Origin of the sequence: Streptomyces sp. NPDC085931, assembly GCF_044540565.1 — a bacterium.
In the GTDB taxonomy this organism is placed as follows: domain Bacteria; phylum Actinomycetota; class Actinomycetes; order Streptomycetales; family Streptomycetaceae; genus Streptomyces.
On record NZ_JBITSK010000003.1, the window covers coordinates 521,457 to 546,094 of the forward strand.

Consider the following 24,638-nt stretch of genomic DNA (forward strand, 5'->3'; position numbering starts at 1 on the left):
GCCGGACCCCACGCCCGGGGCACCCCGTCGCCTGGATGTCGACGGGGCACGCCTGCGTGGACGTCTACCAGGGGACCGTGGCCGCCCTGGTGCCGTACTTCGTCGCCGAGCGCGCCTACTCCTACGCCGCCGCGTCGGGTGTCGTCCTGGCGGCGTCCCTGCTGTCGTCGCTGGTGCAGCCGCTGTTCGGGGTGCTCACCGACCGGTGGGCGATGCCGTGGCTGCTGCCGCTGAGCGCGCTGGCGGCCGGGGCGGGCGTCGCGCTGAGCGGGGTGACCGGCTCCTACGGGCTAACGCTGGCGGTGGTCGCCGTGTCGGGTGTGGGGGTGGCCGCCTACCACCCGGAGGCCGCCCGGGTGGCGCGGGCGGTGGCGGCCGGCCGGCACACCGCGATGAGCTGGTTCTCCTTCGGCGGCAACGCCGGTTTCGCCCTGGCGCCGTTGCTGGTCCTCGCCGTCATGGGGGTGGGCGGCCTGGGCGCCTCTCCCCTGCTGGCCGTCCCGGCGGTGCTGGGCGCCGTGCTGTGCGCGGTGGCCGTGCGCTCGGCCGGCCCGGGCACCGGCGGCGCGGACGCGCGGCCCGCGGCCGGCTTCGACGACTGGCCGTCCTTCCTGCGCCTGTCGGGCGCCGTGGTGTGCCGGTCGGTGGTGTTCGTCGGCCTCGGCGCGTTCGTCTCGCTGTACGTGCGCCAGCGCACCGGGGGCGGGGAGGTGGCCGGTACGGCGGCGCTGTTCGTCCTGTACGCCGGGGGTGCGGTGGGGACGCTGGCCGGGGGCCGGCTGGCCGAGCGGTACGGACGGCTGGCCGTGGTACGCCGGTCGTACACCCTGACGGTCCTGGCCGTGGCCGGGCTGGTCCTGGTGCCCGGGCCGGCGGTGTACCTGTTCACCGCGCTGACGTCGGCGGGTCTGTACGTGCCGTTCTCGCTGCACCTCACCCTGGCCCAGGACCTCCTGCCCCGGCGGACGGGCACCGCGAGCGGCGTCACGCTGGGCCTGGCGGTGAGCGTGGGCGGCCTCGCGGCTCCCGCGATCGGGGCGCTGGCCGACGCGACGTCCCTGCGCACGGCGCTGCTGCCTCTGATCGCCCTGCCCGCCCTGGGACGACTGCTGCTGCACGGGCTGCGCGACCCCGCACCGCCGATGACGACGGCGGCCGAGCGGCCGACCGCTCCGGACCGGGCGGAACGCTGACGGCGCCCCGACACGTGGACGGAGCCCTGGCGCCCTGCCTGTGCCGTGACCCCGGCTGTACCGCGGTTCCCGCCCGTTCCGCCCGTTGCGGCCCGGCCCGCCGCCGTCGCCCGAGCGGACGCGGCTCAGTCCTTCCCGGCCGCCCCGGCGGACTGCCCTTCCGGCTCCTCCTCCACGGCGTGCGCCAGAAAGTCGTCCACCATGCGGTGGAACAGCGTGGCCAGTTGCCGCAGTTCCTCCGGCGACCAGTCGGACAGCGCCAGCTGCATGCCGCGCACCCCGGCCTCGCGGATCCTGGTGACGGCCTGCCGGCCGGCCTCCGTGAGCTCGATGCGCTGGGCGCGGCGGTCGTCGGGGTCGGGGACGCGGGTGACGTACCCGGACTTCTGCAACTGCTGCACCGTGCGCGTCACGTGCGAGGCCTCCACCCCCAGCCGCGCCGCCAGCTCCCCCGGCCGGAGCGGCTCGGAGTCGGCGATCTGCCGCAGCAGCGCGACGGCGGCCCGGTCGAGCGGCACGCCCGCCAGGGCCATCAGCCGGTCGTGCTGACGGGCACGGGTGCTCAGGTACGTGATGCGGGTGAGCGCGCGCTCGATCTCGGCGACTTCCGTCGAGGGGACGCCGGGGAGCGGTGGTGTGGCCATGCACCCCACTTTACCATATCGTTGCGTAACTCAAGTAAATCGCCGGGTGGCGTCCGGCCCCGGAGGTCAGCGCCGTTCAGGGGAAACCCACGGCATCCGGGCGTGACCCCGCCCCGGCCCGTCGACAACTCAACCCGTGGACCTGCCGCTGATCCCGCCCATGCTCGCCACGTCCGGTTCCCTGCCGCCCGCCGCGCAGGACACCCGCTGGGCCTACGAGACCAAGCAGGACGGCCAGCGCGTGGTGGTCTACCTCCCCGGCGACGGCAGCGTCCTGCTGCGGGCCCGGTCGGGTGACGAGATCACGGCCGCCTACCCCGAGCTGCGGCCGCTGGGCACCGCCCTCGGGACCACCCCGGCCGTGCTGGACGGGGAGATCCTGGCCCTGGACGCACAGGGCCGCGCCAGCTTCCAGCTGCTGCAGTCCCGCATGGGCCTCGCCCACGCCCCCGCCCGGGCCGCGCGCCGGGCGGCGGAGGTCCCGGCCCACCTCATCCTGTTCGACGTCATGCACCTGGCGGGCCGGTCCCTGCTGCGCCTGCCCTACACGCGCCGCCGCTCGGCGCTGGAGGACCTCGGCCTGAGCGGCCCCTCCTGGTCGACCCCGGCCGCGCTGGTCGGCCACGGCGCCGAGGCCCTGCGCGCCACCCGCGAGCACGGCCTGGAGGGCCTGGTCTGCAAGCGGCTGGACTCGGTGTACGAACCGGGGGTGCGCTCCCGGGCCTGGATCAAGATCCGCAACATGCTCACCGAGGACGTGCTGGTCGGCGGCTGGCAGCCCGGCAGGGGGCGGCTCACCGGGCTGCCGGGCGCGGTCCTGGTCGGCCAGCGCGCGGGGGGCAGGCTGCGGTACGTCGGAAGCGTGGGCACCGGCTGGAGCGAGGCCGAGCGCACGGAACTGGCCGGGCTGCTGGCGGCCGCCGCGACGGACGCCTGCCCCTTCGACCCGGCCCCGCGCGCTCCGGGCGCCCACTGGGTCGTGCCCCGGCTGGTCGGCGAGGTCCGCTACAGCACCCGCACCCGGGAGGGTCTGCTGCGCCAGCCGTCCTGGGTGCGGCTGCGGCCGGACCTCGCGCCGGACGAGGCGGCGGCCGACATCCCGGACGACCTGGTCTGAATCGGCCCGGCGGGCGCCAACTGTTGGGCTGTGATTAACCGTTGGGACCTCCCACCCCTCTTGGCATGGACGCGTTCAGCCTGGAAGCTGAACCTCCCTTTCCCCCACAGCCGTTGGGCTGCGCCCAAGAGGAGGACGCAGTGTCGTCACGCCCGTTCGCATCGCGCAGGAGGTGGCTCACCGGGGCAGCCGGTGCCGCCGTCCTGGTCCTCGCCTTCCCCGCCACGGCCTTCGCCGCCCCGCCGCCGGCCCTGCCCGCCGACGCGGAGGCGCTGGAGCGGACGTACCAGCCCGCCTACGACTACGACACCGACGGCTGCTACTCCTCGGCCGCCATCGGCCCGGACGGCGCCGTCAACGGCGGGCTGAACCCGACCGGCGCCCTGAACGGCAACTGCCGGGACGCCTCCGACCTCGACAACACCAACGGCTACTCGCGCTACAAGTGCAACAACGGCTGGTGCGCGATCCTGTACGCCCTCTACTTCGAGAAGGACCAGGCCCTGCCCGGCAGCAGCATCGGCGGCCACCGGCACGACTTCGAGCACGTCGCCGTGTGGGTGCAGGACAACCAGGTCAAGTACGTCTCGACGTCCAACCACGGCTCGTTCACCGTGCACGCGGCGTCCTCGGTCCGCTTCGACGGCACGCACCCGAAGATCGTCTACCACAAGGACGGCATCAGCACGCACTGCTTCCGCCTGGCCAACTCCAACGACGAGCCGCCGGAGAACCACAAGGGCACCTGGCAGTACCCGCCGCTGGTCGGCTGGAACGGCTACCCGGCCGGTGTGCGCGACAAGCTCACCTCGTACAACTTCGGCAGCGCCAACTTCGGCCTCAAGGACGCGAGTTTCGCGAGCCACCTGGCCTCGGCCAAGCCGTCGGGCCTTCCCTTCGACCCGTACGCGTGACGCCGTCCGGCCCTGCCGGGGGCCTAGGTCCCCGGCAGGGCGGGGTCTCCGCCCCGCGTCCGATCCGCCGCGTCCGCGCGGCCGCGTAGCGTCCCGCCATGGACACGTACGACACGACAGGGACGCTCGAAGAGGCCCTCGAACGCCTCCACGCCTCGGGTCCGGAGCGGCTCGGCAGGCTCACCAACCACGCCCCCATGGTCGTGGAGGCGCTGGCCGCGCACGGCCGGGCGGACGCCGTGCACCGCTGGCTGGACCTGTACCGGCCCAAGCTGGAGGACTTCCCCCGGCCCTTCGCTCCCGTCACGGACGCCGACTGGGGCGAGGCACTGGGCGATCCAGGCCGGGCGGCGGACTGGATCGCCCACTTCACCCGCGCCCTGGCCGAACGGCCCTGGCGGGACGTCCTGGCCGCGTGGTGGCCGCGCCTGCTGCCCGGCCTGTACGGCGGCTCCACGCACCCCGTCATCCGCGTCGGCCACGCCGTGCGGGCCCTGCGGGCCGGGGAGAACGCGCCGCGGCTCGCCGAACTCGCCCACGGCCTGGGCTACTGGGCGGCCCGGCACCGCCCCGTGTCCGGCATCGCGCCCACGCCCGCACCGCCGGACGCCGCGCGGTCCCTGGACGCCGTGGAGCCGATCAGCGACCCCCGGGGCGGCTTCCCCGACCGGCTGGCGGCCGTCCGGCGGCTGCCGCGGTGGGCGGGCGACGTGACCGACCCGGACGCGGCCCGGGACCGCCTGAGAGAGCTGGTCCGGGCCGCGACCCACCGGTACGCCACCCACGGCCACGGCGAGGCAACCATGCTCGTGCACGCGGCGACGGCGCCCAACGCCGTGCTGCGCGCCCTTCCTTCGCTGCCGCGTTCGCTGTGGGCGCCGAGTCTGCACGCCGCGTGGACCGCGTCCGCGGCGGTCACCGCCATGTACGCCCCCGCGGAGGCCGCCCCCGTCGCCGCACCCGGCCGCACGGCGCCGGAGGTGCTGGAGCGGGCCCTCGCCCACGGCGACGAGCACGTCATCAAGCTCACCGACACCGCCCTCGACGTCGGCGACGAACGGGCGCTGGCCGCGGCCCTGCGAGCGGTCGAGCTGAGCGAGCCGCTCGCCCCGAACTGACGTACGCCGCCGGGCGATCGGGGGAGGTACGGCACGGACGCGCCCCGGGGAGGGTCTATCGTGGCGGCATGGCCGTCCCCGAACTGATCCGCATCGTCTCCCGCGACTCCCCCATGGCCCTCGCCCAGGTGGAGCGCGTCCGGACCGAGCTGGCCGCCGCCCACCCCGGAGTGCGCACCGAGGTCGTCCCGGTGAAGACCACCGGCGACAAGTGGATGGGCGATCTGTCCCAGGTGGAGGGCAAGGGCGCGTTCACCAAGGAGGTCGACGCGGCGCTGCTGGCCGGCGAGGCGGACCTCGCCGTGCACTGTGTGAAGGACGTGCCCGCCGATCGCCCGCTCCCCGCGGGCACGGTGTTCGCCGCGTTCCTCAAGCGGGACGACATCCGCGACGCCCTGATCCACCCGGGCGGGCTCACCCTGGACGAGCTGCCGGCCGGAACCCGGATCGGCACCTCCTCGGTGCGCCGGGTCGCCCAACTGGCCGCCACGCACCCGCACCTGGAGTGCGTGCCGTTCCGGGGCAACGCCAACCGGCGCCTGGCCAAGCTGGCGGCCGGCGAGGCCGACGCCCTGCTGCTCGCCGTCTCCGGGCTGGAGCGCATCGGCCGGACGGACGTGATCAGCGAGATCCTCTCGACCGAGACGATGATGCCGCCCATCGGCGCGGGCGTCCTGGCGCTCCAGTGCCGTGAGGACGACGCGGACCTGATCGACGCGGTCAGCGGCCTGGGCGATCCGGACACCTACCGGGAGACCACCGCCGAGCGCATGTTCCTGCATGTGCTGCAGGGGCACTGCAACAGCCCGATCGCCGGGTTCGCGCAGGTGGACCGCAGCGGTGAACTGTCCCTGCGGGCCTGCGTGTTCACCCCGGACGGCAAGACCCGGCTGAACGCCCACGAGTGGGCGGGACGGCTCGATCCGGCCACGCTCGGCACCTCGGTCGCCGTGGCGCTGCTGCGCCAGGGCGCCCGCGAGATCATCGACGGCATCCCGCACTGACCTGCGCGGCGCCCGGCCGCCGGGACCGGATCAGGCGGTGCCTTCCTCCGCCTGATCCCGCAGGAACACGCTCACCTGGTGCGCCAGGCTGTCCCGCACCGCGCCCTGCTGCGCCTCCGCGGTCTGACCGGGCGCGCCGATGGACCCGGACCACAGCCGGCGCGCCGTCCACTCCTCGTCGACCCGCAACTGCACCTGGACGTCCACCAGGCCCAGGGACGCCTCGGGGCCGGCCGCGTACAGCACGGCGGTGGCCCGGCGCAGCGGGTAGACGTCGAAGCCCTCGATGAACTGGGAGTTGCGCCAGTCGAGGAAGGCGCTCTCGCCGTCGGGGCCGACGCGGACGTCGATCTGACCGTCCTCCAGGTGGATGCCGAGGTGCCGGCCGCCCCGGTTCTCGACGGTCACGCGCAGACTGAAGTACGTCAGCCCGTCCGCGGCGTCGTCGCGGCCGCGGGGCGGCTCGGACGCTTCCAGACGGTGGACGCGGACGCGCAGACCGGCATGCTCGTCGTACTCCTGCCAGTCCCCGACCACGTTCGGCTCGTACACGCTGCACCTCTCGACCTCTGGAAGCTGCTTCCTATCTGTGGTCTCAGCGCACTGTCAAATGAGCAGAATGCGCTGTGGCCAGGCAGTTCATCCCATTTGATCGGTGATCAAGCCGTGCCCAGCGGTTATCCGGGAACCTGCCGAGAAAGCGCTTGCCCGGGCGTGCCGCACATCACTTCCAGGAGTGAAGATCACCGGGCCGGGCACCCCGGGCCGCCGGGCCGGGCCGAGGGGGTGCGCGAAGGTTTCCGGCCGCCGTGGCGGCGCCAAGATGCCCCGAATGCCGTATTGTCGGAATTGTTTCCTTATGTCGCTGCCCGGGCATGGGCGGCGAAGTGCTTCGGACAGGAGGCACGTCCGTGGGAGCCGGCCCGCCGGGCCCCGGGTGCCCCGTGAGGTCCGGTCCGCGCCTCCCATGGTGACCGTCCCTTCCGCACCTGCTCAGGGAGGTGCGCACCATGCGTATCGCCGGCAGCACCCGAACGCACCCCCACGACGACGCCCCCGACACCGCCGAGGCGTTCGCCCGCCTCGTACGGCTGCCCGAGGGGCCCGAGCGCAAGGCACTGCGCGACGAACTGGTCGAGGCCTGGCTGCCGATGGCGGAACGGATCGCCGTCCGCTTCCGCGGCCGCGGCGAGGCCCTGGAGGACCTGTACCAGGTGGCCGCCCTCGGTCTCGTCAAGGCCGTCGACCACTACGACCCGGCGCGCGGCAACGCCTTCGAGGCCTACGCCGTGCCGACGGTCACCGGCGAGATCAAACGCCACTTCCGTGACCACATGTGGACGCTGCACGTCCCGCGCCGGGTCCAGGACCTGCGCAACCGGGTGCGGCACGCCGTCAAGGAACTGTCGCAGACCACCTCCGGCCGCTCCCCCACCGTCGCCGAGATCGCCGAGTACGCCCAGCTCACCGAGGGCGAGGTGCGCACCGGCATGGAGGCCCTTGAGTGCTTCTCCGCGCTGTCGCTGGAGGCGGAGATGCCCGGCACCGACGGCTACGCCCTCGGTGACGCGATCGGCGGGCCCGACCCGGCCTTCGACACCGTCGTCAACCGCGTGGCGGTCAAGCCCTGCCTGCAGGCACTGCCGGAGCGCGAGCGGGTCATCCTCTACCTGCGGTTCTTCAAGGGCATGACGCAGAGCCGCATCGCCGAGCAGCTCGGGATCTCGCAGATGCACGTCTCCCGGCTGCTCAGCAGCTGCTTCGCCCATCTGCGTGAGGAACTGCTCGCCGAGAACCGGTGAGCGGTGGGGCACGCGGCCGGTGCCGTGCCGCCGGAGGGGTCACGCCTCCGGCGGCGCTCCGGGGATCTGGGTCGGTCCGGCGCGGTCCAGGGCGTCCTCCAGCGCCGCCCGGATCTCCTCGGGCATCAGACCGGTACGGCCCCAGACCAGGATCAGCTCGGCGACGTTGCGCAGCTTGATGTTGGTGTGCTGGGAGACCTCCTTCAGCACCTGCCACCCCTGGTCGGGCGAGATCCGGCCGAGCGCCACGACCATTCCGATCGCCTGGTCCACGACGGCGTGGGAGACCACGGCCTCCTTCAGCTGCCGGACCTCCTCCTCAAGGGCGAGGATCCGCTCCGAGCCCCCGTCCGTGGGCATGGTCACCTCCGGGTCCGGTGCGCCGCTGTCCCGATGGCCTCACAGAGTGCTTGAGTGCCTTGACGCAGTGTCCGACCCCTCCATGGTCGTCACTCGGCCCGCCCGGTGCCACCGGGGCGGAGCAGCCGGTTCCGGGCACCGTTTCGGCACCGTCGCCGGGGTACTCGGCAGGCGCCCACAGCGGTTCCGGTCGGACACTGGTGTCATCCCTCCGGTGGCTGCCAGGCCGACGAGATCAGGACGCGACTGCCATGAACCACGACACACCCACCTCCTCCGGAACGAAGGACGTCCTCTCCTCGCACTCCGTGTTCGGAGCCCCCTGCTGGGTGAGCCTGACCAGCCGTGACGTCAAGGCGACGGAGGAGTTCTACGGGGCCGTCCTGGGCTGGCAGTGGCGGCCCGCCAAGCTCGGCGACCGGTTCCGGATCGCGCTGGCGGACGGTTCGCCGGTGGCCGGGATCGCCGGGGTGGCGACGATGTGGCAGATGGCGGTGGCGTGGACGCCCTACTTCGCCGTGCGCAGCGCGGACGAGGCGGTGGCGCGGGTCCAGGAGCGCATGGGCACCACCGCCGTCGGCCCGATCTCGCTGCCACCGGGACGGGCTGCCCTGCTCGCCGACCGGGACGGGGCGGCCTTCGGGATCTGGGAGGGCGACCTGTTCACCGACTGGGAGACCTGGCGCAACGCGCAGCCGGCCTTCATCACGCTGCACACCCGGGACGCCTTCGACGCGGCGATCTTCTACGGCGAGGTCCTCGACTGGGCCTCGGGGCGTCCCGGCTGCTGCGAGGTGCACTACGAGGGCGGCGAGGTCGTGCTGCGCAGCCGCGGTGACGTGGTGGCGCGGATCGAGTCGGGCGCGCTGGAGGCGGCCCCCGATCCCACGATCCGGCCGCACTGGCAGGTCCACTTCACCGTCGAGGACGTGGAGGCCTGCGCCCGCGCCGCGGAACTGCACGGCGGCAGCGTGCTGTCCAAGGGCGGCGACGAGGCGGTGCTGCGCGACCACGACGGCGCCCAGTTCACGGTGACGGCACGCCGCGACCGCTGACCGCACCGGTGAAGGCCCCGCGGACCGGAGGGTCCGCGGGGCCTTTCGTCCGTCCGCCGGGTCAGTGGCCGGTGCCGCCCGGGGCGCGGGACGGCCGGGACAGCAGGACCAGGCCGCGGGCCCCGACGGTCAGGCCGGCGCCCGCCTTGTGCTCCGACTCGTCGGGCGTGCCCTCCGGGTCGGCGGTGTCGATCAGGGTCGTCCAGCGTTCGCCGTAGGCGGCGTCCGGGAGGCGGAAGTCGACCGGCTCCCAGTGGCTGTTGAGCAGCAGCAGGAAGGAGTCGTCGACCACCGGGCGCCCCCGCGCGTCGGGTTCGGCGATGGCGTCGCCGTTGAGGAAGACGCCGACGGAGTGCGCGTCGCCGCGCTGCCAGTCGTCGTCGGTCATCTCGGAGGCGTCGGGTGCCAGCCACACCAGGTCGGGCAGCGGCTGGTCGGCGCGGGTCAGGGTCTCGCCGAGGAAGAAGCGGCGCCGGCGCAGCACGGGGTGGTCCGTGCGCAGCCGGATGACGTACCGGGTGAACTCCAGCAGGTCGCGCTGTTCGTCGGTGAGGTGCCAGTCGATCCAGGAGATCTCGTTGTCCTGGCAGTAGGCGTTGTTGTTGCCGCGCTGGGTGCGCCCGAGTTCGTCGCCGTGGCAGAGCATCGGGATGCCCTGGGACAGCAGCAGGGTGGCCAGGAAGTTGCGCTGCTGGCGGCCGCGCAGTTCGAGGACGGCCGGGTCGCGGGTGGGGCCCTCGGCACCGCAGTTCCAGGAGCGGTTGGTGCTCTCGCCGTCCTGGTTGTCCTCGCCGTTGTCCTCGTTGTGCTTGTCGTTGTACGAGACGAGGTCGCGCAGGGTGAAGCCGTCGTGCGCGGTGACGAAGTTGACGCTGGCGCGCGGGCGGCGCCTGCTGTGCTGGTACAGGTCGGAGGAGCCGGTCAGCCGGGAGGCGAACTCGCCGAGGGTGTGGTCCTCGCCGCGCCAGAAGTCCCGCACCGCGTCGCGGTACATGCCGTTCCACTCCGACCACAGCGGCGGGAAGTTGCCCACCTGGTAGCCGCCCTCGCCGACGTCCCACGGCTCGGCGATCAGCTTGACCCGGCTGATCACCGGGTCCTGCTGGATGAGGTCGAAGAACGCCGACAGCCGGTCCACCTCGTGGAACTGCCGGGCCAAGGTCGCCGCCAGGTCGAAGCGGAAGCCGTCGACGTGCATCTCGGTGACCCAGTACCGCAGCGAGTCCATGATCAGCTGCAGCACGTAGGGGTGGCGCATCAGCAGGCTGTTGCCGGTGCCGGTGGTGTCGTAGTAGTGCTCCCAGTCGCCGTCGACCAGGCGGTAGTACGAGCAGTTGTCGATGCCGCGGAAGGACAGGGTGGGGCCCAGCTCGTTGCCCTCGGCGGTGTGGTTGTAGACCACGTCGAGGATCACCTCGAGCCCGGCCGCGTGCAGGGTCTTCACCATCTGCTTGAACTCGGTGACCTGCTGGCCGCGCGTGCCGTGGGCGGCGTAGCCGTTGTGCGGCGCGAAGAAGCCGATGGTGTTGTAGCCCCAGTAGTTCGCCAGGCCCCGGTCGTGCAGCACGCCGTCGTGGACGAACTGGTGCACCGGCATCAGCTCCACCGCCGTGACGCCCAGCGAGGTGAGGTGCTCGACCACGGCGGGGTGGGCCAGCCCCGCGTAGGTGCCGCGCAGTTCCTCGGGCACCTCCGGGTGGGTGCGGGTCAGGCCCTTGACGTGTGCCTCGTAGATCACCGTGTCGGCGTACGCCCGGCCGGGCCGGGTGTCGTCGCCCCAGTCGAAGGCGGGGTCGGTCACCACGCCCAGCATGGTGTGCCCGGCGCTGTCGGCCGGGTCGGGGCCGTCCGGGTTGCGCTCGTAGAGCGAGGGGTGGTTGTCGATCTGCCCGTCCACCGCCCGGGCGTAGGGGTCCAGGAGCAGCTTGGCCGGGTTGCAGCGGTGGCCCGCCGCCGGGGCCCACGGCCCGTGCACCCGGTAGCCGTAGCGCTGGCCGGGGCCGACGCCGGGGAGGTAGCCGTGCCAGACGAAGCCGTCGACCTCGTTCAGCGGTACCGGGGTGTGGGTGCCGTCGTCGTCGACGAGGATCAGTTCCACCCGTTCGGCGACCTCGCTGAAGAGCGCGAAGTTGGTGCCCTCCCCGTCGTAGGCCGCACCCAGCGGGTAGGGGCGCCCGCTCCACGCGGACACCCCTTTCCGTGTCGGGCGCCGGGTCACCGGGCCTCCTCCAGGAGCTCGTCCGGGAGGACGGCCGGGCCGGCCAGCTGTGTCACGCGCACTTCTCGGGGCACTTCGAGGCCTTCGCTCTCCTGCGGGGCGGGCGCGGTCGGCACCAGCGGGACACGCTCGCCGGCGCGGGCGCGCTGCGAGAACCAGATGACCTTGCTGCCGGTCTCGGTGGCGCAACAGCCCCAGCCGTCGCTCACGGCCGCGAGGTGCTCCAGGCACCCGCGCAGCTCCTGGTCCGGGCGCAGCGCCCGGTCGTTGTCCCCGATGGCGGTGATCAGGTGCTGCCCGTTCCACCACATCTCGATCGACGTGTTCTTGTCCTTGGCGTGTTCGTCGATGGCCTTGAGCAGCATCTCGGCACCGCCGCAGACGGGCTGGACCAGGTTGTCCAGATCCCAGAACCTCAGGTGAGCGGCCAGAATGCGGCTGACCTGTCCCACCCGGTCCGGGCTGACTTCCACGTCGAGGTGGTAGTAGCAGGGCACTGCGGTCTTCATCGGTCGGCTCCTCACCGCGAAGCTCAGCTCCTTCTCGTTCCCGCGGTCCTGCGGGACGAGCCCCGAACACGGAACGTGAGCGCGTATCGCTTCTGAGTCACCCTCAGCCTGAGGGTGCTAGCCCGTTCGTGCAACACGAGCGCACCTTTGAGGCCGCCGACCACACATGTGAGCGGGCGGGAGTGGTCCGAACAGCGCAGCCGGACCGCCACTGGTTGAAGCTCCAACAAGACGCTGTGTCGTCACGCGTGCACCATGTGTGAAGAACTCGATCGCCGTCACGGGTCCGTGCCGCTGTGCGCACGGCACGCCGTCCGACCGTCGGGAGACCGTGCCCCTCGAGCCCGAAAGGTGATCGGCGCCATGCTGCTACCCGCCAAAGCCGAAGTCGCCCGGCAGTTGCGGCGTTACCGGGCCTGGGAACGCGTGATGCTCGCGGCACCGAACGACCGCACCGTGCGGGCCACGTTCGAGGACTCCGGCTACACCCTCTGCGTGCTGATGGGCAAGCGCTGTGCGCGCGAGGCGGCGGACGCGGCCGAGCGGTTTCTGCGCGCGCACGCCGTCGCCCGTGCGGAGGAACCGGACGTCGAGCGGCCCCGTCCGGCCGCCGCGGTCGGGCGCGGAGCCCCGGTCGCCGACCGCGCGCCGGCGGCCGGACGACGAACCCCCGCGGGAAGGTAGCGCCTTCCCGCACATCTGTCCCCCGGCCGGGCCCCGGCCCGGCTCACGAGCACGGTGGAGGTGAGGACCATGAGCACGACCCGGCCCATCGGCCGTATCCCGGTACGGGACGTCCGGCCTGCGGTGGAGAACGGCAACCGGCCTGCCAAGGCGGTCGTGGGCGAGACGTTCCAGGTCACCGCCACCGTGTTCCGGGAGGGGCACGACGCGGTCGCCGCCAACGTCGTCCTGAAGGACCCCGAGGGCCGCCCCGGCCCGTGGACGCCGATGCGGGAGCTGGCCCCCGGCAGCGACCGCTGGGGCGCCGAGGTCACCGCGGGCTCCGAGGGCCGCTGGACGTACCGGGTGGAGGCCTGGAGCGACCCCGTGGCCACGTGGCGCCACACGGCCCGCATCAAGGTCCCTTCGGGCATCGACCCGGGCCTGGTGCTGGAGGAGGGCGCCGACCTCCACGAACGGGCGGCGGCCGGCGTGCCCAAGGAGGCCGGCCGCGCCGTGCTGCTCGACGCGGCGCGGACCCTGCGCGACGACACGCTGCCTCCCGAGACGCGGCTGGCGGCGGCGTTGACGCCGGAGGTGGACGCGGTGCTGCACCGGCATCCGCTGCGGGACCTGGTCACCAGCAGTGAGCCGTTGCCGCTGCTGGTGGAGCGGGAACGGGCGCTGTACGGGTCGTGGTACGAGTTCTTCCCGCGTTCCGAGGGCACTCCCGAGCAGCCGCACGGCACCTTCCGCACCGCCGCGCGGCGGCTGCCGGCGATCGCGGCGATGGGTTTCGACGTGGTGTACCTGCCGCCGATCCACCCCATCGGCACCACCTTCCGCAAGGGGAAGAACAACACCCTCTCCCCCGGCCCGGACGATGTGGGGGTGCCGTGGGCGATCGGCTCGCCCGAGGGCGGGCACGACGCCGTCCACCCCGCCCTGGGCACGCTGGAGGACTTCACCTGGTTCGTGGAGCAGGCGCGCGGCCTGGGCATGGAGATCGCGCTGGACTTCGCGCTGCAGTGCTCCCCGGACCACCCCTGGGTGCACAAGCACCCCGAGTGGTTCCACCACCGCCCCGACGGCACTATCGCCTACGCGGAGAACCCGCCCAAGAAGTACCAGGACATCTACCCCATCGCCTTCGACGCGGACATGGACGGCCTGGTCGCCGAGACCTGCCGGGTGCTGCGGCACTGGATGGACTGCGGGGTGCGCATCTTCCGGGTGGACAACCCCCACACCAAACCGGTCGTGTTCTGGGAGCGGGTCATCGCGGACATCAACCGCACCGACCCCGACGTGATCTTCCTGGCCGAGGCGTTCACCCGCCCGGCGATGATGCACACCCTGGCCCAGATCGGCTTCCAGCAGTCCTACACCTACTTCACCTGGCGCAACACCAAAGAAGAACTCACCGAATACCTCACGGAACTGTCGGGCGAGGCCGCGAGCTACATGCGGCCCAACTTCTTCCCCAACACCCCCGACATCCTGCACGCCTACCTCCAGCACGGCGGCCGGCCCGCCTTCGAGGTCCGCGCCGTCCTCGCCGCCACCCTCTCCCCCTCCTGGGGCGTCTACAGCGGCTACGAACTGTGCGAGAACACCCCGCTGCGCGACGGCAGCGAGGAATACCTCGACTCCGAGAAGTACCAGCTCCGCCCCCGCGACTGGGACACCGCCGAACGCGAGGGACGCACCATCACCCCCCTGCTCACCCGGCTCAACACCCTCCGCCGCGCCCACCCCGCGCTGCACCGGCTCAGGAACCTGCGCTTCCACCACACCGACAACGACGCGCTCATCGCGTACAGCAAGCGCACCGGTTCCGACGTCGTCCTCGTGGTCGCCAACCTCGACCCGCACCACGCCCAGGAGGCCACGGTCTCGCTCGATCTGCCGCAACTCGGCCTGGACTGGCACGAGTCGGTTCCGGTGCGCGACGAGCTGACCGGCGAGACCTACCACTGGGGCCGGCACAACTACGTGCGCCTGGAGCCGGGGCGGGCTCCGGCGCACGTGTTCCACGTCCAGTCGCCGCCCGCAGCGCAAGGGAACGGAGGGGCAGGAACGTCATGACCGTGAACGAGCCCGTGCTGGACACCTTCGAGGACACACCCGCCAGGGACCGCGACCCGGAGTGGTTCAAGCGCGCCGTCTTCTACGAGGTACTCGTCCGCTCCTTCCAGGACAGCAACGGCGACGGCGTCGGTGACCTGAAGGGACTGACCGCCAAACTCGACTACCTGCAGTGGCTCGGCGTCGACTGCCTGTGGCTGCCGCCCTTCTTCAAGTCGCCGCTGCGCGACGGCGGCTACGACGTCTCCGACTACACGGCCGTACTACCCGAGTTCGGCGACCTCGCCGACTTCGTGGAGTTCGTCGACGCCGCCCACCAGCGCGGCATGCGCGTGATCATCGACTTCGTCATGAACCACACCAGCGACCAGCACCCCTGGTTCCAGGAGTCGAGAAAGGACCCCGACGGGCCCTACGGCGACTACTACATGTGGGCCGACGACGACAAGGGCTACCCGGACGCGCGGATCATCTTCGTCGACACCGAGACGTCGAACTGGACGTTCGACCCGGTGCGCGGCCAGTACTTCTTCCACCGCTTCTTCTCGCACCAGCCCGACCTCAACTACGAGAACCCGCGCGTCCAGGAGGAGATCCTGGCCGCGCTGAAGTTCTGGCTGGACCTCGGCATCGACGGCTTCCGGCTGGACGCGGTGCCCTATCTCTACGCGGCCGAGGGCACCAACTGCGAGAACCTCCCGGCCACCCACGCCTTCCTCAAGCGGGTCCGCCGCGAGATCGACGCGCAGTACCCGGACACGGTGCTGCTGGCCGAGGCCAACCAGTGGCCCGAGGACGTCGTCGACTACTTCGGGGACTACGCCGCCGGCGGCGACGAGTGCCACATGGCGTTCCACTTCCCGGTCATGCCGCGCATCTTCATGGCGGTGCGCCGCGAGTCCCGCTACCCGGTCTCCGAGATCCTCGCCAAGACCCCGGCCATCCCCTCCGGCTGCCAGTGGGGCATGTTCCTGCGCAACCACGACGAGCTGACCCTGGAGATGGTCACCGACGAGGAACGCGACTACATGTGGGCCGAGTACGCCAAGGACCCGCGGATGCGCGCCAACATCGGCATCCGCAGGCGTCTGGCTCCCCTGCTCGACAACGACCGGCACACGATCGAACTGTTCACCGCGCTCCTGCTGGCCCTGCCCGGCTCGCCGATCCTGTACTACGGCGACGAGATCGGCATGGGCGACAACATCTGGCTCGGTGACCGCGACGCCGTCCGGACCCCGATGCAGTGGACCCCGGACCGCAACGCCGGGTTCTCCACCTGCGACCCGGGCCGGCTCTTCCTGCCGGCCATCATGGACCCGGTCTACGGCCACCAGGTGACCAACGTCGAGGCGTCCATGTCGTCGCCGTCGTCGCTGCTGCACTGGACCCGCCGCATGATCGAGATCCGCAAGCAGAATCCCGCCTTCGGACTCGGCTCGTACACGGAGTTGCCGTCGAGCAACCCGGCGGTGCTGGCCTTCCTGCGCGAGTACGAGGACGACCTGGTGCTGTGTGTGAACAACTTCGCGCGCTTCGCCCAGCCGACCGAACTCGACCTGCGCGAGTTCGCCGGGCGTCATCCAGTGGAGCTGTTCGGCGGGGTCCGTTTCCCCGCCATCGGTGAACTTCCGTATCTGCTGACCCTCGGGGGCCACGGCTTCTACTGGTTCCGGCTCACTCGAGTCGCCTCGCGCATCGGCCGGCGACTGTGAGCATGCGCCGACGAAAGGAGGCGTGACCATGCCGAAGACCGCATCCCTCCGCCCGAGCCTCACGCGCCTGGCCGAGCCCATGGAGTCGCTCGGCGGGCTCCTGCGCGACTGGCTGCCCCGCCAGCGCTGGTTCGCCGGCAAGGACCGGCCCGTCACGGAACTCGGCCTGCTGTCGATGACCGAGCTCTTCCCGGGCTGTCTGCACCTGCTGATCCACGCCGGTCACGCGGGCCACACGGGCGTGCCCTCCCCCGGCGGGACTCCCCAGGCCGGCGACTGCTACCAGTTGCTGCTCGGCGTGCGGGAGCAGCCGTCGCCGCGGCTCGGCCGGGCGCTCATCGGACAGGTGCAGGACGGCCCGCTGGCCGGCCTGACCGTGTACGACGCGCTGCACGACCCGCGCTCGGCCCAGCTGCTGCTGGACCGGCTGCGCCACCCGGGCACCGCGGGCCCCCTGCGCTTCGAGTGCGACCCGGACCAGCGGGTGCCCGGCGGGCTGGTACCGCGACTGCTGGACGCGGAGCAGTCCAACTCCTCGCTGGTGTACGGCGACGAGTACATCCTGAAGGTGTTCCGGCGCATCCAGCCCGGCGTCAACCCGGACCTGGAGGTGCCGGGGGCGCTGGCCCGGCAGGGCTGCCACCGCGTTCCGGCGCCGGTCGCCTGGTTCCGGACCAAGCATCCGTTCCAGGCCACCCTCGGTGTGCTCCAGCCGTATCTGCGGGACGCCTCCGACGGGTGGACGCTGGCGCTGCAGGCGCTGGCCTCCGGGGACGACTTCACGGTCCAGGCGCGGGCGCTGGGCGCGGCCACGGCGGAGGTGCACCTCGCGCTGGCCTCGGCCTTCCCGGTCGGTGCCGCCGGGGAGAACGGGCGCACGGCGGCGGCCATGGTCGAGCGGCTGGACGCCGCCGCGCACTGCGTGCCCGCGCTGCAGCCGCACGTGCCGGGTCTGCGTTCCGCGTTCGCGGCGCTGACCGGCTGCGATGCCGGGCCGCCCGCCCAGCGCATCCACGGCGACCTGCACCTCGGTCAGGTGCTGCGGGCCGGGCGCGACTGGTTCGTCATCGACTTCGAGGGCGAGCCGTCCCGGCCGCTCTCCGAACGGCGCAGCGCCCACTCACCCGTGCGGGACATCGCGGGGATGCTGCGCTCCTTCGACTACGCCGCCCGGCAGCGCCGCCCCTGGCGCCCGGAGTGGGCGCGGCGCTGCCGCGAGGCCTACTGCGCGGGCTATGCCGCCCGGGCCGGCTGGGACCCCCGCAAGAAGCACGGACTGCTCCGGGCCTACGAGACGGACCGGGCCGTGTACGAGGTGCTGTACGAGGCACGGCACCGCCCCGACTGGCTGCCTGTACCGATGGCGGCGATCGAGCGCCTCGCCGTGAGAGGAGACTGAGCCGTGGCCCTGCGAGACACCTCAATCCCGGAGCCGTCCGGCCCGGTCCCGAGCCCGACCGCGCCCGCGCTGAGCCCGGAGGACCGCGGGCGCCTGCTGGCGGGCGCCCACCACGATCCGCACGCGCTGCTGGGCGCCCACCCGGTCGCCGGCGGAGTGCTGTTCCGGGCGCTGCGTCCCTTCGCCCGCGCCGTGAGCGTGGTGATCGACGGGCGGCACACGGCCCTGGTCTCGGAGGGCGACGGCCTCTTCTCGGGGGTGCTGCCGCTGGCGGAGATCCCCGCGTACACCCTGCACGTCGTCTACCCGGAGGGTGAGCAGGAGACGCACGACCCGTACCGCTTCCTGCCCGCGCTCGGCGAGCTCGACCTGCACCTGATCCGCGAGGGCCGGCACGAGCAGCTGTGGCGGGCCCTCGGCGCGCAGCCCATGACCCACGAGGGCGTGTCCGGCACCCGGTTCACGGTGTGGGCGCCGAACGCGCAGGGCGTGCGGGTCGCCACCGACTTCACGCACTGGGACGGGACGCAGTTCCCGATGCGCTCACTGGGCGCGTCCGGGGTGTGGGAGCTGTTCCTGCCGGGCGTCGGCGAGGGCACCGCGTACAAGTTCGAGATCCACTCCCGGTACGGGCACCGCTTCCTCAAGGCCGACCCGATGGCCCGGCGCACCGAGGAGCCCCCCGACACGGCGTCCATCGTGACGGCGTCGCACTACGAGTGGAACGACGCCGAGTGGATGGCGCACCGCGCCGACCGGCCGGTGCACGAGGCGCCGTTCTCGGTGTACGAGGTGCACCTGGCGTCCTGGCGGCCGGGGCTGACCTACCGGGAACTCGCCGAGGAACTGCCGCAGTACGTCAAGGACCTGGGCTTCACGCACGTCGAGCTGATGCCCGTCGCCGAGCACCCCTTCGGCGGCTCCTGGGGCTACCAGGTCACCGGCTTCTACGCGCCGACGGCCCGGCTGGGCACGCCCGACGACTTCCGGTTCTTCGTCGACGCCTGCCACCGCGCCGGGATCGGCGTGATCATGGACTGGGTGCCGGCGCACTTCCCCAAGGACGACTGGGCGCTGGCCCGCTTCGACGGGGAGCCGCTCTACGAGCCGGGCGACGACCGGCGCGCGGAGCATCCCGACTGGGGCACCTACGAGTTCGACTTCGGCCGCACCGAGGTGCGCAACTTCCTCGTCGCCAACGCCGTGTACTGGTGCGAGGAGTTCCACATCGACGGCCTGCGCGTGGACGCCGTCGCCTCGATGCTCTACCTCGACTACTCGCGCGAGGACGGCCAGTGGGAGCCCAACGTGCACGGCGGCCGGGAGGACCTGGCGGCCATGGCCTTCCTGCAGGAGATGAACGCAACGGTGTATCGGCGCGCCCCGGGCGTGGTCACGATCGCCGAGGAGTCCACCGCCTGGGGCGGGGTGACCCGGCCGACCGACACCGGAGGGCTCGGCTTCGGGCTGAAGTGGAACATGGGGTGGATGCACGATTCGCTGGAGTACATCTCCCACGAGCCGGTGCACCGCAAGTACCACCACCACGAGCTGACGTTCTCGATGGTGTACGCCTACAGCGAGAACTACGTCCTGCCGATCTCCCACGACGAGGTCGTGCACGGCAAGCAGGCGCTGGTGACGAAGATGCCGGGCGACTGGTGGCAGCGGCGGGCGAACCTGCGGGCCTATCTCGGCTACATGTGGGGCCATCCGGGCAAGCAGCTGCTGTTCATGGGGCAGGAGTTCGCGCAGGGCGCCGAGTGGTCGGTGGAGCACGGGCCGGAGTGGTGGCTGCTCGACGAGGGCTACCACTCGGCGGGCGACCACCGCGGCGTGCGCGACCTGGTCCGTGACCTGAACCGGACGTATCTGGCGACCCCGGCGCTGTGGCAGTGCGACACCCGGCCGGAGGGCTTCCGCTGGGTGGCGGTGGACTCGGCCGACGACAACGTCTACGCGTTCCTGCGCTACGACGCCGAGGGCCACCCGCTGCTGGCGGTGTCGAACTTCTCCCCGGTCGTGCGGCCCGACTACGGCCTGTGGGTCCCGGGTGACGTCGTCGCCTGGCAGGAGACGCTCAACACCGACGACACGCGCTACGGCGGCAGCGGTGTGACCAACCCGGAGCCGGTCAAGCCGGAGGACGGCACGGTCCGGATCACGCTGCCTCCGCTGGCCACGGTGTGGCTGATGCCCGCGGCGGGGTGAAGTCCGCCCGGCGCACCAGGTGTCCGACCGGCCTGTAGGGGGCACTGGGGGTCTACCCCGGGAAAACCCGGTGGTCGACGCTTCGGAGTCTTGGGAAGGGCGGGCATCAGGTGCGCACCGTCGGAGTGGAGGAGGAACTCCTCCTGGTCGATCCGGAGACCGGGGAGCCGCGGGCGCTGTCCACGGCGGTTCTCGCCCGGGCGGCTCAGGACGACGCGGATCAGGACGTGTTCGAGAAGGAACTCCACGAGCAGATGCTGGAGTTCGCGACGCATCCGCAGTCGTCCATGGAGGAGCTGCACGCGGAGATCGTCCGCTGCCGCAAGGAGGCCGCCCGGCACGCCGGGGAGATCGGCTGCACGGTGGCGGCGCTGGCCACCTCGCCGCTGCCGGTGAGCCCGGCCGTCGGACTCAACCGGCGGTACCAGTGGATGGAGGACCAGTACGGCATCGCGACCCGGGAGCAACTGGTCCTGGGATGCCATGTGCACGTGGCGGTGGAGTCGGACGAGGAGGGGGTCGCCGTCATCGACCGGCTGCGGCCGTGGCTGCCGGTGCTGCGGGCGCTCAGCGCCAACTCGCCGTTCTGGCAGGGCAAGGACACGGGGTACAGCAGCTACCGCAGCCGGGTGTGGCTGCGCTGGCCGTCGGCGGGCCCGACGGAGATCTTCGGCTCGGCCGAGCGGTACCACCGGCTGATCGCGGACATGGTCGCCACCGGCGCCCTCCTCGACGAGGGGATGATCTACTTCGACGCGCGGGTGTCCCCGCGCTACCCGACGGTGGAGCTGCGGGTGGCGGACGTCTGTCTGCACGCCGGGACGGCCGTGCTGATCGCCACACTCGTGCGCGGGCTGGTGGAGACGGCCGCCCGCGAGTGGCGCGAGGGCCGGGAGCCGCTGGACCACAGCGTCAGCCTGCTGCGGCTGGCCGACTGGCAGGCCGCCCGCTCCGGGCTGACGGGCGAGCTGCTGCACCCCGCGACGATGCGGCGCATGCCCGCCGAGTCCGTCGTGCGGGCCCTGCTGGAGCACGTCGAGAAGGCCCTCGACGGCACCGGTGACCTGGAGCAGGCCCGGACGGCGTGCGAGGAGCTGCTGCGCGACGGCAACGGCGCGCAGGTGCAGCGCGAACTGCTGGAGCGCACGGGCAGCCTGCGGGACGTCGTCACCGAGTGCGTGCGCCACACGCAGGGCTGAGACGTCCCGGGGTGTCGTCGCCTCCTCAGAGGATCAGGACGAGGGCGTAGGCCAGGAAGAAGGCCGCGATCAGCACCGTCAGGACGATGATCACGGCCATCGGCGCCTTGGCCCAGCCCTTGGTCGGGCTGTGGGGCTCCCGCGGCAGCGCCTCGGGCATGCTGCTCTCCGCGGGCGGGGTCTCGCCCGGCGGCACACCGCCGCCGGGCTCGAGACCGGTGCTGCGCTCGGGCTCGGGATCCGGACTGTAGTGAGTCATGTCTGCCGGGTCCCCCGATCACGGCGAGATCATCAGCGGACCCACTTCCGTATTTCCCGACCCCGAAGGGTCCCGACTCGACTACATTCGAGCACCGCCGATGACGGTACCCGTCGGCTGCGTGACACCCCGTACATGTCAGGAGCAGTGCATGCGCGACCTCGCCCTCGCTCCACCGGCCGTCTCGCCCCTGACCGGCGGGCTCGCCGACAGCGTCTTCGAGACGGCGGAGCGGGAACCGACCCGGCCGGTGCTCGCCCGGCGCGCCGACCCGGCCTCCACCGCCTGGGAGGAGGTCACGGCCGTCGAGCTGCGCGACCAGGTGGTGGACGTGGCCAAGGGTCTGATCGCCGCCGGGATCGCGCCGGGCCACCGCGTGGCCGTCATGGCCCGCACCCGCTACGAGTGGACGGTCCTGTGCTACGCGCTGTGGGCGGTGGGGGCCGAGGTCGTGCCGATCTACCCGACGTCCTCGCGCGACCAGGTCGAGTGGATCCTGCGGGACTCCGGCTGCGTGGCGGTGGTGGTGGAGGACGAGCAAGGCGTCATGACCGTCGGCTCGGTGTGCGCGTCGCTGCCGGTGCTGGGCCACGTCTGGCAGCTGGACGCGGGCGCGCTGGAGGAGCTGGCGGCGCGCGGCCGGGACGTGCCGATCACCACGGTCGACTCGATGCGCCGCATCGTGCTGCCGGACTCCACGGCCGTCATCGCCTACACCTCCGGCACGACCGGACACGCCATGGGCTGCGCCCTGAGCCACCGCAATCTGGCCGTCACCTGCGACACGCTGCTGGCCGGCTGGGGGCACACGGCCGCACCGCGCGGGGAGCAGGGCTCGGTGCTGGCGTTCCTGCCCTTCTCCCATGTGTACGGGCTGATGATCCAGGGCCTGTGCGTGCGCGGCGGGCTCCTCATGGGCCACCAGGCCGATCTCGGCGGCGAGGCGCTGTCGCAGGCGCTGCGCTCGTTCCGTCCCACCTACTTCTACGCGGTGCCGTCGGTCTTCGAGAAGATCTACAAGAACTTCCTGCGCACCGCGCAGCAGGCCGGACACGGCGGGCTCTTCGAGCGGGCCGCCGAGACCGCGCGGGACTTCGCCGCCGCCCTGGAGCGCCAGCGGCTCGGCCGGGGCCGCGGCCCCGGCTTCGACCTGCGGCTGCAGCACGCCCTGTATGAGCGCACGGTCTACCGCCGGCTGCGCGCCGCGCTCGGCGGCCGGGTGCAGCGGGCGACGTCCGGCGGCTCACCGCTCAGCCGCGACCTGTCGCTGTTCTACGAGGGCATCGGCATCTACGTGCACGACGGCTACGGCCTGACGGAGACCGCGGGCGGGGTGACGATGCAGCCGCTCGGCCGGGAGAAGTCCGGGACCGTCGGGCAGGCGCTGCCGGGCACGGAGATCCGGGTCGCCGAGGACGGCGAGATCCTGGTGCGCGGGCCGTCGGTCTTCCAGGGCTACGTCGGCGACGAGGCGGCCACCCGGGCCGCGCTGCGCGGCGGCTGGCTGGCCACCGGGGACCTGGGGCAGCTGGACTCGGAGGGCTATCTGACGATCACCGGCCGCAAGAAGGACATCATCATCACCAGCAGCGGCAAGAGCGTCGCCCCGGCCGCGCTGGAGCAGCGGCTGCGGATGCATCCGCTCATCCACCAGGCGGTGGTCGTGGGCGACAACCGGCCCTGTGTGGGCGCCCTGATCACGCTGGACCCGGAGTTCCTCGCGCACTGGCGGGCCGCGCTGGCCCTGCAGGGCGAGATGCGCGAGGCCCGGGAGGAGAACGCGCTGCGCGAGGAGGTCGCCCGGGCCGTGGCCGCGGCCAACAGCTCCGTGTCGCGGTCGGAGTCGATCCGGGTGTTCCGGGTGCTGCCGGAGCCGTTCGACGTGACCAACGGGCTGCTGACCCCGTCGATGAAGCTGCGGCGGGACGAGATCGTGCGGCACTACGCCGGGGAGATCGACGCCATGTACGCCTCCCGCAGGCGCCCCGGGCGGCCGGGCGCCCCGGAACAAGCCGCACAGGGGGACGAATCCGACAGTGTGTTCCGTTGAGCACGCGCCCGGACGCGTAGGCCTCGCCCCCTCGGGAACACGCAACAGTGCGACGCAAGAGAAAGGACGACAGCCCTGACGACAGCCGCCGCTGACGCCCGGGCCGGAAAGGCGATATGTCAACCGAGCCGCGTGGGGACGACGCCCTGACCTCCGAGGAGATCCCGAGCCGCACGAACAGCTTCGTGGGTGAGCCGCATGACGTGACGGGTGCGCGGCTGGCCGCGGAGGAGTTCCTGCGTGACCTGGCACGCTCCTCTCCGCCCTCCGCCCCCGAGTACTGGGACGACATCCTGCTGGTGGTCACGGAGCTGGCCGCCAACGCGGTCCAGTACGCACCGGGGCCCTTCGCACTGCGGATGCGCCGCACCTTCGACGGCGTGCACGTGGTCCTGCACGACACCAGCACCACCGAACCCGCCCCCCGCCCCTTCGATCCGCGCAGCGGGGGCGGCGGCATCGGCTGGCACCTGATCCACACGCTGTGCGACCAGGTGAGCGTGGTGACCGACGACCAGGGCAAGGACGTACACGTCTTCCTGCCCTGGTGACCCCTTTCCCTTCCCTCTTCTCCCGGGTCTGAGGCGGGCGCGGGCGCTTTGGCGCCCGCGCCCGCCTCAGACCGAGGTGGCCTCGCGCGGGGGCAGCCTGTCGTAGTAGTCCCCCACGGCCCGCAGATACCCCTGGTCCCGCGTCTCGCTGTCGGTCTGGAAGCGGGGGGCCGCCTTGGCGTCCGCCCTCGTGCAGGCCAGTGTGACCTTCCGGGCCTCGGTATCGATGCCGGTGACGACCCCCGCCGGCACCAGGACGCTGCGGCCGAACACCCACACGCCGGTGTCCACGACCAGGTGCCGCAGACCGTGCGGATCGGCCTCCCGGTCCACGTGCCCGATGGTGCCGTCGGCCGCGGCGACGGCGAAACCGGTCAGGTCCTGCCCCTCGACGTGACCGCTGTCCGGCGCGTACGACCAGATTCTCTCGATGGTCACGCTGCTCCATCCCTCCCTGACGGTGTGCGGATCGCTCTCGACCCGGCGGACGGATCGCCGTCCGCGCTGCTCCACAGCAGCAATTACCCCTCTGCCGCACACGCATTCGGCGTACCCGTGTACCAGCGTGC

The 24,638-nt window shown here is 72.3% G+C and carries 22 protein-coding genes; 15 read left to right on the forward strand and 7 right to left on the reverse strand.

All coding sequences use genetic code 11. The features are described 5' to 3' along the window. Positions 1-35 precede the first annotated feature (35 nt). Positions 36-1,193, forward strand: coding sequence for an MFS transporter (locus tag ACIGAN_RS08300; RefSeq protein WP_399856253.1), 1,158 nt, complete (start codon positions 36-38; stop codon positions 1,191-1,193). A gap of 125 nt (positions 1,194-1,318) precedes the next feature. Here ACIGAN_RS08300 and ACIGAN_RS08305 read toward each other — a convergent pair whose 3' ends face one another. Further along, positions 1,319-1,837: a MarR family winged helix-turn-helix transcriptional regulator gene (locus ACIGAN_RS08305; RefSeq protein ID WP_365743634.1), complete on the reverse strand. Its 519-nt coding sequence runs from the start codon at positions 1,835-1,837 to the stop codon at positions 1,319-1,321. A 136-nt stretch (positions 1,838-1,973) separates the two neighbouring features. On the opposite strand from ACIGAN_RS08305, the gene ligD reads away from it, so the two are divergent. The 4 genes from ligD to hemC all read left to right on the forward strand — a co-directional run bounded on the left by ligD (position 1,974) and on the right by hemC (position 5,990). After that, entirely contained in the window at positions 1,974-2,954 is a 981-nt protein-coding gene (gene ligD / locus ACIGAN_RS08310; RefSeq protein ID WP_399856066.1) for a non-homologous end-joining DNA ligase, read from the forward strand. Between the two features lie 140 nt (positions 2,955-3,094). Then, a complete protein-coding gene (locus ACIGAN_RS08315; RefSeq protein WP_365096198.1) occupies positions 3,095-3,868 on the forward strand; it encodes an NPP1 family protein in 774 nt (257 codons plus the stop codon). A 98-nt stretch (positions 3,869-3,966) separates the two neighbouring features. Further along, positions 3,967-4,986 carry a questin oxidase family protein gene (locus ACIGAN_RS08320; RefSeq protein WP_399856069.1) on the forward strand — a complete coding sequence of 340 codons (1,020 nt, stop codon included), beginning with the start codon at positions 3,967-3,969 and terminating at the stop codon, positions 4,984-4,986. A 68-nt stretch (positions 4,987-5,054) separates the two neighbouring features. Continuing rightward, positions 5,055-5,990 carry a hydroxymethylbilane synthase gene (gene hemC / locus ACIGAN_RS08325; protein WP_365096193.1) on the forward strand — a complete coding sequence of 312 codons (936 nt, stop codon included), beginning with the start codon at positions 5,055-5,057 and terminating at the stop codon, positions 5,988-5,990. A 30-nt stretch (positions 5,991-6,020) separates the two neighbouring features. Here the strand turns inward: hemC and ACIGAN_RS08330 are convergent, their stop codons facing one another. Beyond that, a complete protein-coding gene (locus ACIGAN_RS08330; protein WP_365096190.1) occupies positions 6,021-6,542 on the reverse strand; it encodes a hypothetical protein in 522 nt (173 codons plus the stop codon). Positions 6,543-7,000: 458 nt separating this feature from the next. Between ACIGAN_RS08330 and ACIGAN_RS08335 the strand changes: the two genes are divergently transcribed. Beyond that, the gene (locus tag ACIGAN_RS08335) at positions 7,001-7,792 is read left to right on the forward strand and encodes an RNA polymerase sigma factor SigF (protein WP_365096187.1); all 792 of its coding nucleotides are present in this window, start codon (positions 7,001-7,003) and stop codon (positions 7,790-7,792) included. 39 nt (positions 7,793-7,831) lie between these two features. On the opposite strand, the gene ACIGAN_RS08340 is transcribed toward ACIGAN_RS08335, so the two are convergent. Continuing rightward, a complete protein-coding gene (locus ACIGAN_RS08340; protein WP_365743624.1) occupies positions 7,832-8,152 on the reverse strand; it encodes an ANTAR domain-containing protein in 321 nt (106 codons plus the stop codon). Positions 8,153-8,403: 251 nt separating this feature from the next. Between ACIGAN_RS08340 and ACIGAN_RS08345 the strand changes: the two genes are divergently transcribed. Then, positions 8,404-9,207, forward strand: a complete 804-nt coding sequence (locus tag ACIGAN_RS08345) for a VOC family protein (protein ID WP_365096183.1) — start codon at positions 8,404-8,406, stop codon at positions 9,205-9,207. A gap of 61 nt (positions 9,208-9,268) precedes the next feature. Here the strand turns inward: ACIGAN_RS08345 and glgX are convergent, their stop codons facing one another. Together glgX and ACIGAN_RS08355 are read right to left on the reverse strand one after the other, a co-directional pair. Then, on the reverse strand, positions 9,269-11,425 hold the full coding sequence (gene glgX, locus ACIGAN_RS08350) for a glycogen debranching protein GlgX (RefSeq protein ID WP_399856074.1): 2,157 nt from the start codon (positions 11,423-11,425) through the stop codon (positions 9,269-9,271). Next, positions 11,422-11,934 (reverse strand): pep a2, encoded by a 513-nt coding sequence (locus tag ACIGAN_RS08355; RefSeq protein ID WP_365096178.1) that lies wholly within the window; start codon positions 11,932-11,934, stop codon positions 11,422-11,424. The genes glgX and ACIGAN_RS08355 overlap by 4 nt, the downstream gene beginning before the upstream one ends. A 363-nt stretch (positions 11,935-12,297) precedes the next feature. On the opposite strand from ACIGAN_RS08355, the gene ACIGAN_RS08360 reads away from it, so the two are divergent. From ACIGAN_RS08360 to ACIGAN_RS08385, 6 genes are all read left to right on the forward strand, one after another. After that, complete coding sequence (locus ACIGAN_RS08360; protein WP_365743620.1) at positions 12,298-12,618, forward strand: DUF5133 domain-containing protein; 321 nt, start codon at positions 12,298-12,300, stop codon at positions 12,616-12,618. A gap of 69 nt (positions 12,619-12,687) precedes the next feature. After that, complete coding sequence (locus tag ACIGAN_RS08365) at positions 12,688-14,685, forward strand: alpha-1,4-glucan--maltose-1-phosphate maltosyltransferase (RefSeq protein ID WP_399856079.1); 1,998 nt, start codon at positions 12,688-12,690, stop codon at positions 14,683-14,685. Next, the gene (treS, locus tag ACIGAN_RS08370; RefSeq protein ID WP_399856082.1) at positions 14,682-16,400 is read left to right on the forward strand and encodes a maltose alpha-D-glucosyltransferase; all 1,719 of its coding nucleotides are present in this window, start codon (positions 14,682-14,684) and stop codon (positions 16,398-16,400) included. Before ACIGAN_RS08365 ends, treS begins: the two co-directional genes overlap by 4 nt. Before the next feature lie 28 nt (positions 16,401-16,428). Continuing rightward, complete coding sequence (locus ACIGAN_RS08375) at positions 16,429-17,799, forward strand: maltokinase N-terminal cap-like domain-containing protein (RefSeq protein WP_365743614.1); 1,371 nt, start codon at positions 16,429-16,431, stop codon at positions 17,797-17,799. A gap of 3 nt (positions 17,800-17,802) precedes the next feature. Further along, complete coding sequence (gene glgB, locus ACIGAN_RS08380; RefSeq protein ID WP_399856085.1) at positions 17,803-20,010, forward strand: 1,4-alpha-glucan branching protein GlgB; 2,208 nt, start codon at positions 17,803-17,805, stop codon at positions 20,008-20,010. Between the two features lie 110 nt (positions 20,011-20,120). Then, positions 20,121-21,209 carry a glutamate--cysteine ligase 2 gene (locus ACIGAN_RS08385; protein WP_365743610.1) on the forward strand — a complete coding sequence of 363 codons (1,089 nt, stop codon included), beginning with the start codon at positions 20,121-20,123 and terminating at the stop codon, positions 21,207-21,209. Positions 21,210-21,234: 25 nt separating this feature from the next. Here ACIGAN_RS08385 and ACIGAN_RS08390 read toward each other — a convergent pair whose 3' ends face one another. Continuing rightward, on the reverse strand, positions 21,235-21,468 hold the full coding sequence (locus ACIGAN_RS08390) for a DUF6480 family protein (RefSeq protein WP_365094266.1): 234 nt from the start codon (positions 21,466-21,468) through the stop codon (positions 21,235-21,237). A gap of 151 nt (positions 21,469-21,619) precedes the next feature. Between ACIGAN_RS08390 and ACIGAN_RS08395 the strand changes: the two genes are divergently transcribed. Both ACIGAN_RS08395 and ACIGAN_RS08400 read left to right on the forward strand, forming a co-directional pair. Further along, complete coding sequence (locus ACIGAN_RS08395) at positions 21,620-23,518, forward strand: AMP-dependent synthetase/ligase (RefSeq protein WP_399856089.1); 1,899 nt, start codon at positions 21,620-21,622, stop codon at positions 23,516-23,518. A gap of 116 nt (positions 23,519-23,634) precedes the next feature. Beyond that, entirely contained in the window at positions 23,635-24,069 is a 435-nt protein-coding gene (locus ACIGAN_RS08400; RefSeq protein WP_351367353.1) for an ATP-binding protein, read from the forward strand. A gap of 66 nt (positions 24,070-24,135) precedes the next feature. On the opposite strand, the gene ACIGAN_RS08405 is transcribed toward ACIGAN_RS08400, so the two are convergent. After that, positions 24,136-24,507 carry a PRC-barrel domain containing protein gene (locus ACIGAN_RS08405; protein WP_399856093.1) on the reverse strand — a complete coding sequence of 124 codons (372 nt, stop codon included), beginning with the start codon at positions 24,505-24,507 and terminating at the stop codon, positions 24,136-24,138. Between the last annotated feature and the right edge of the window lie 131 nt (positions 24,508-24,638).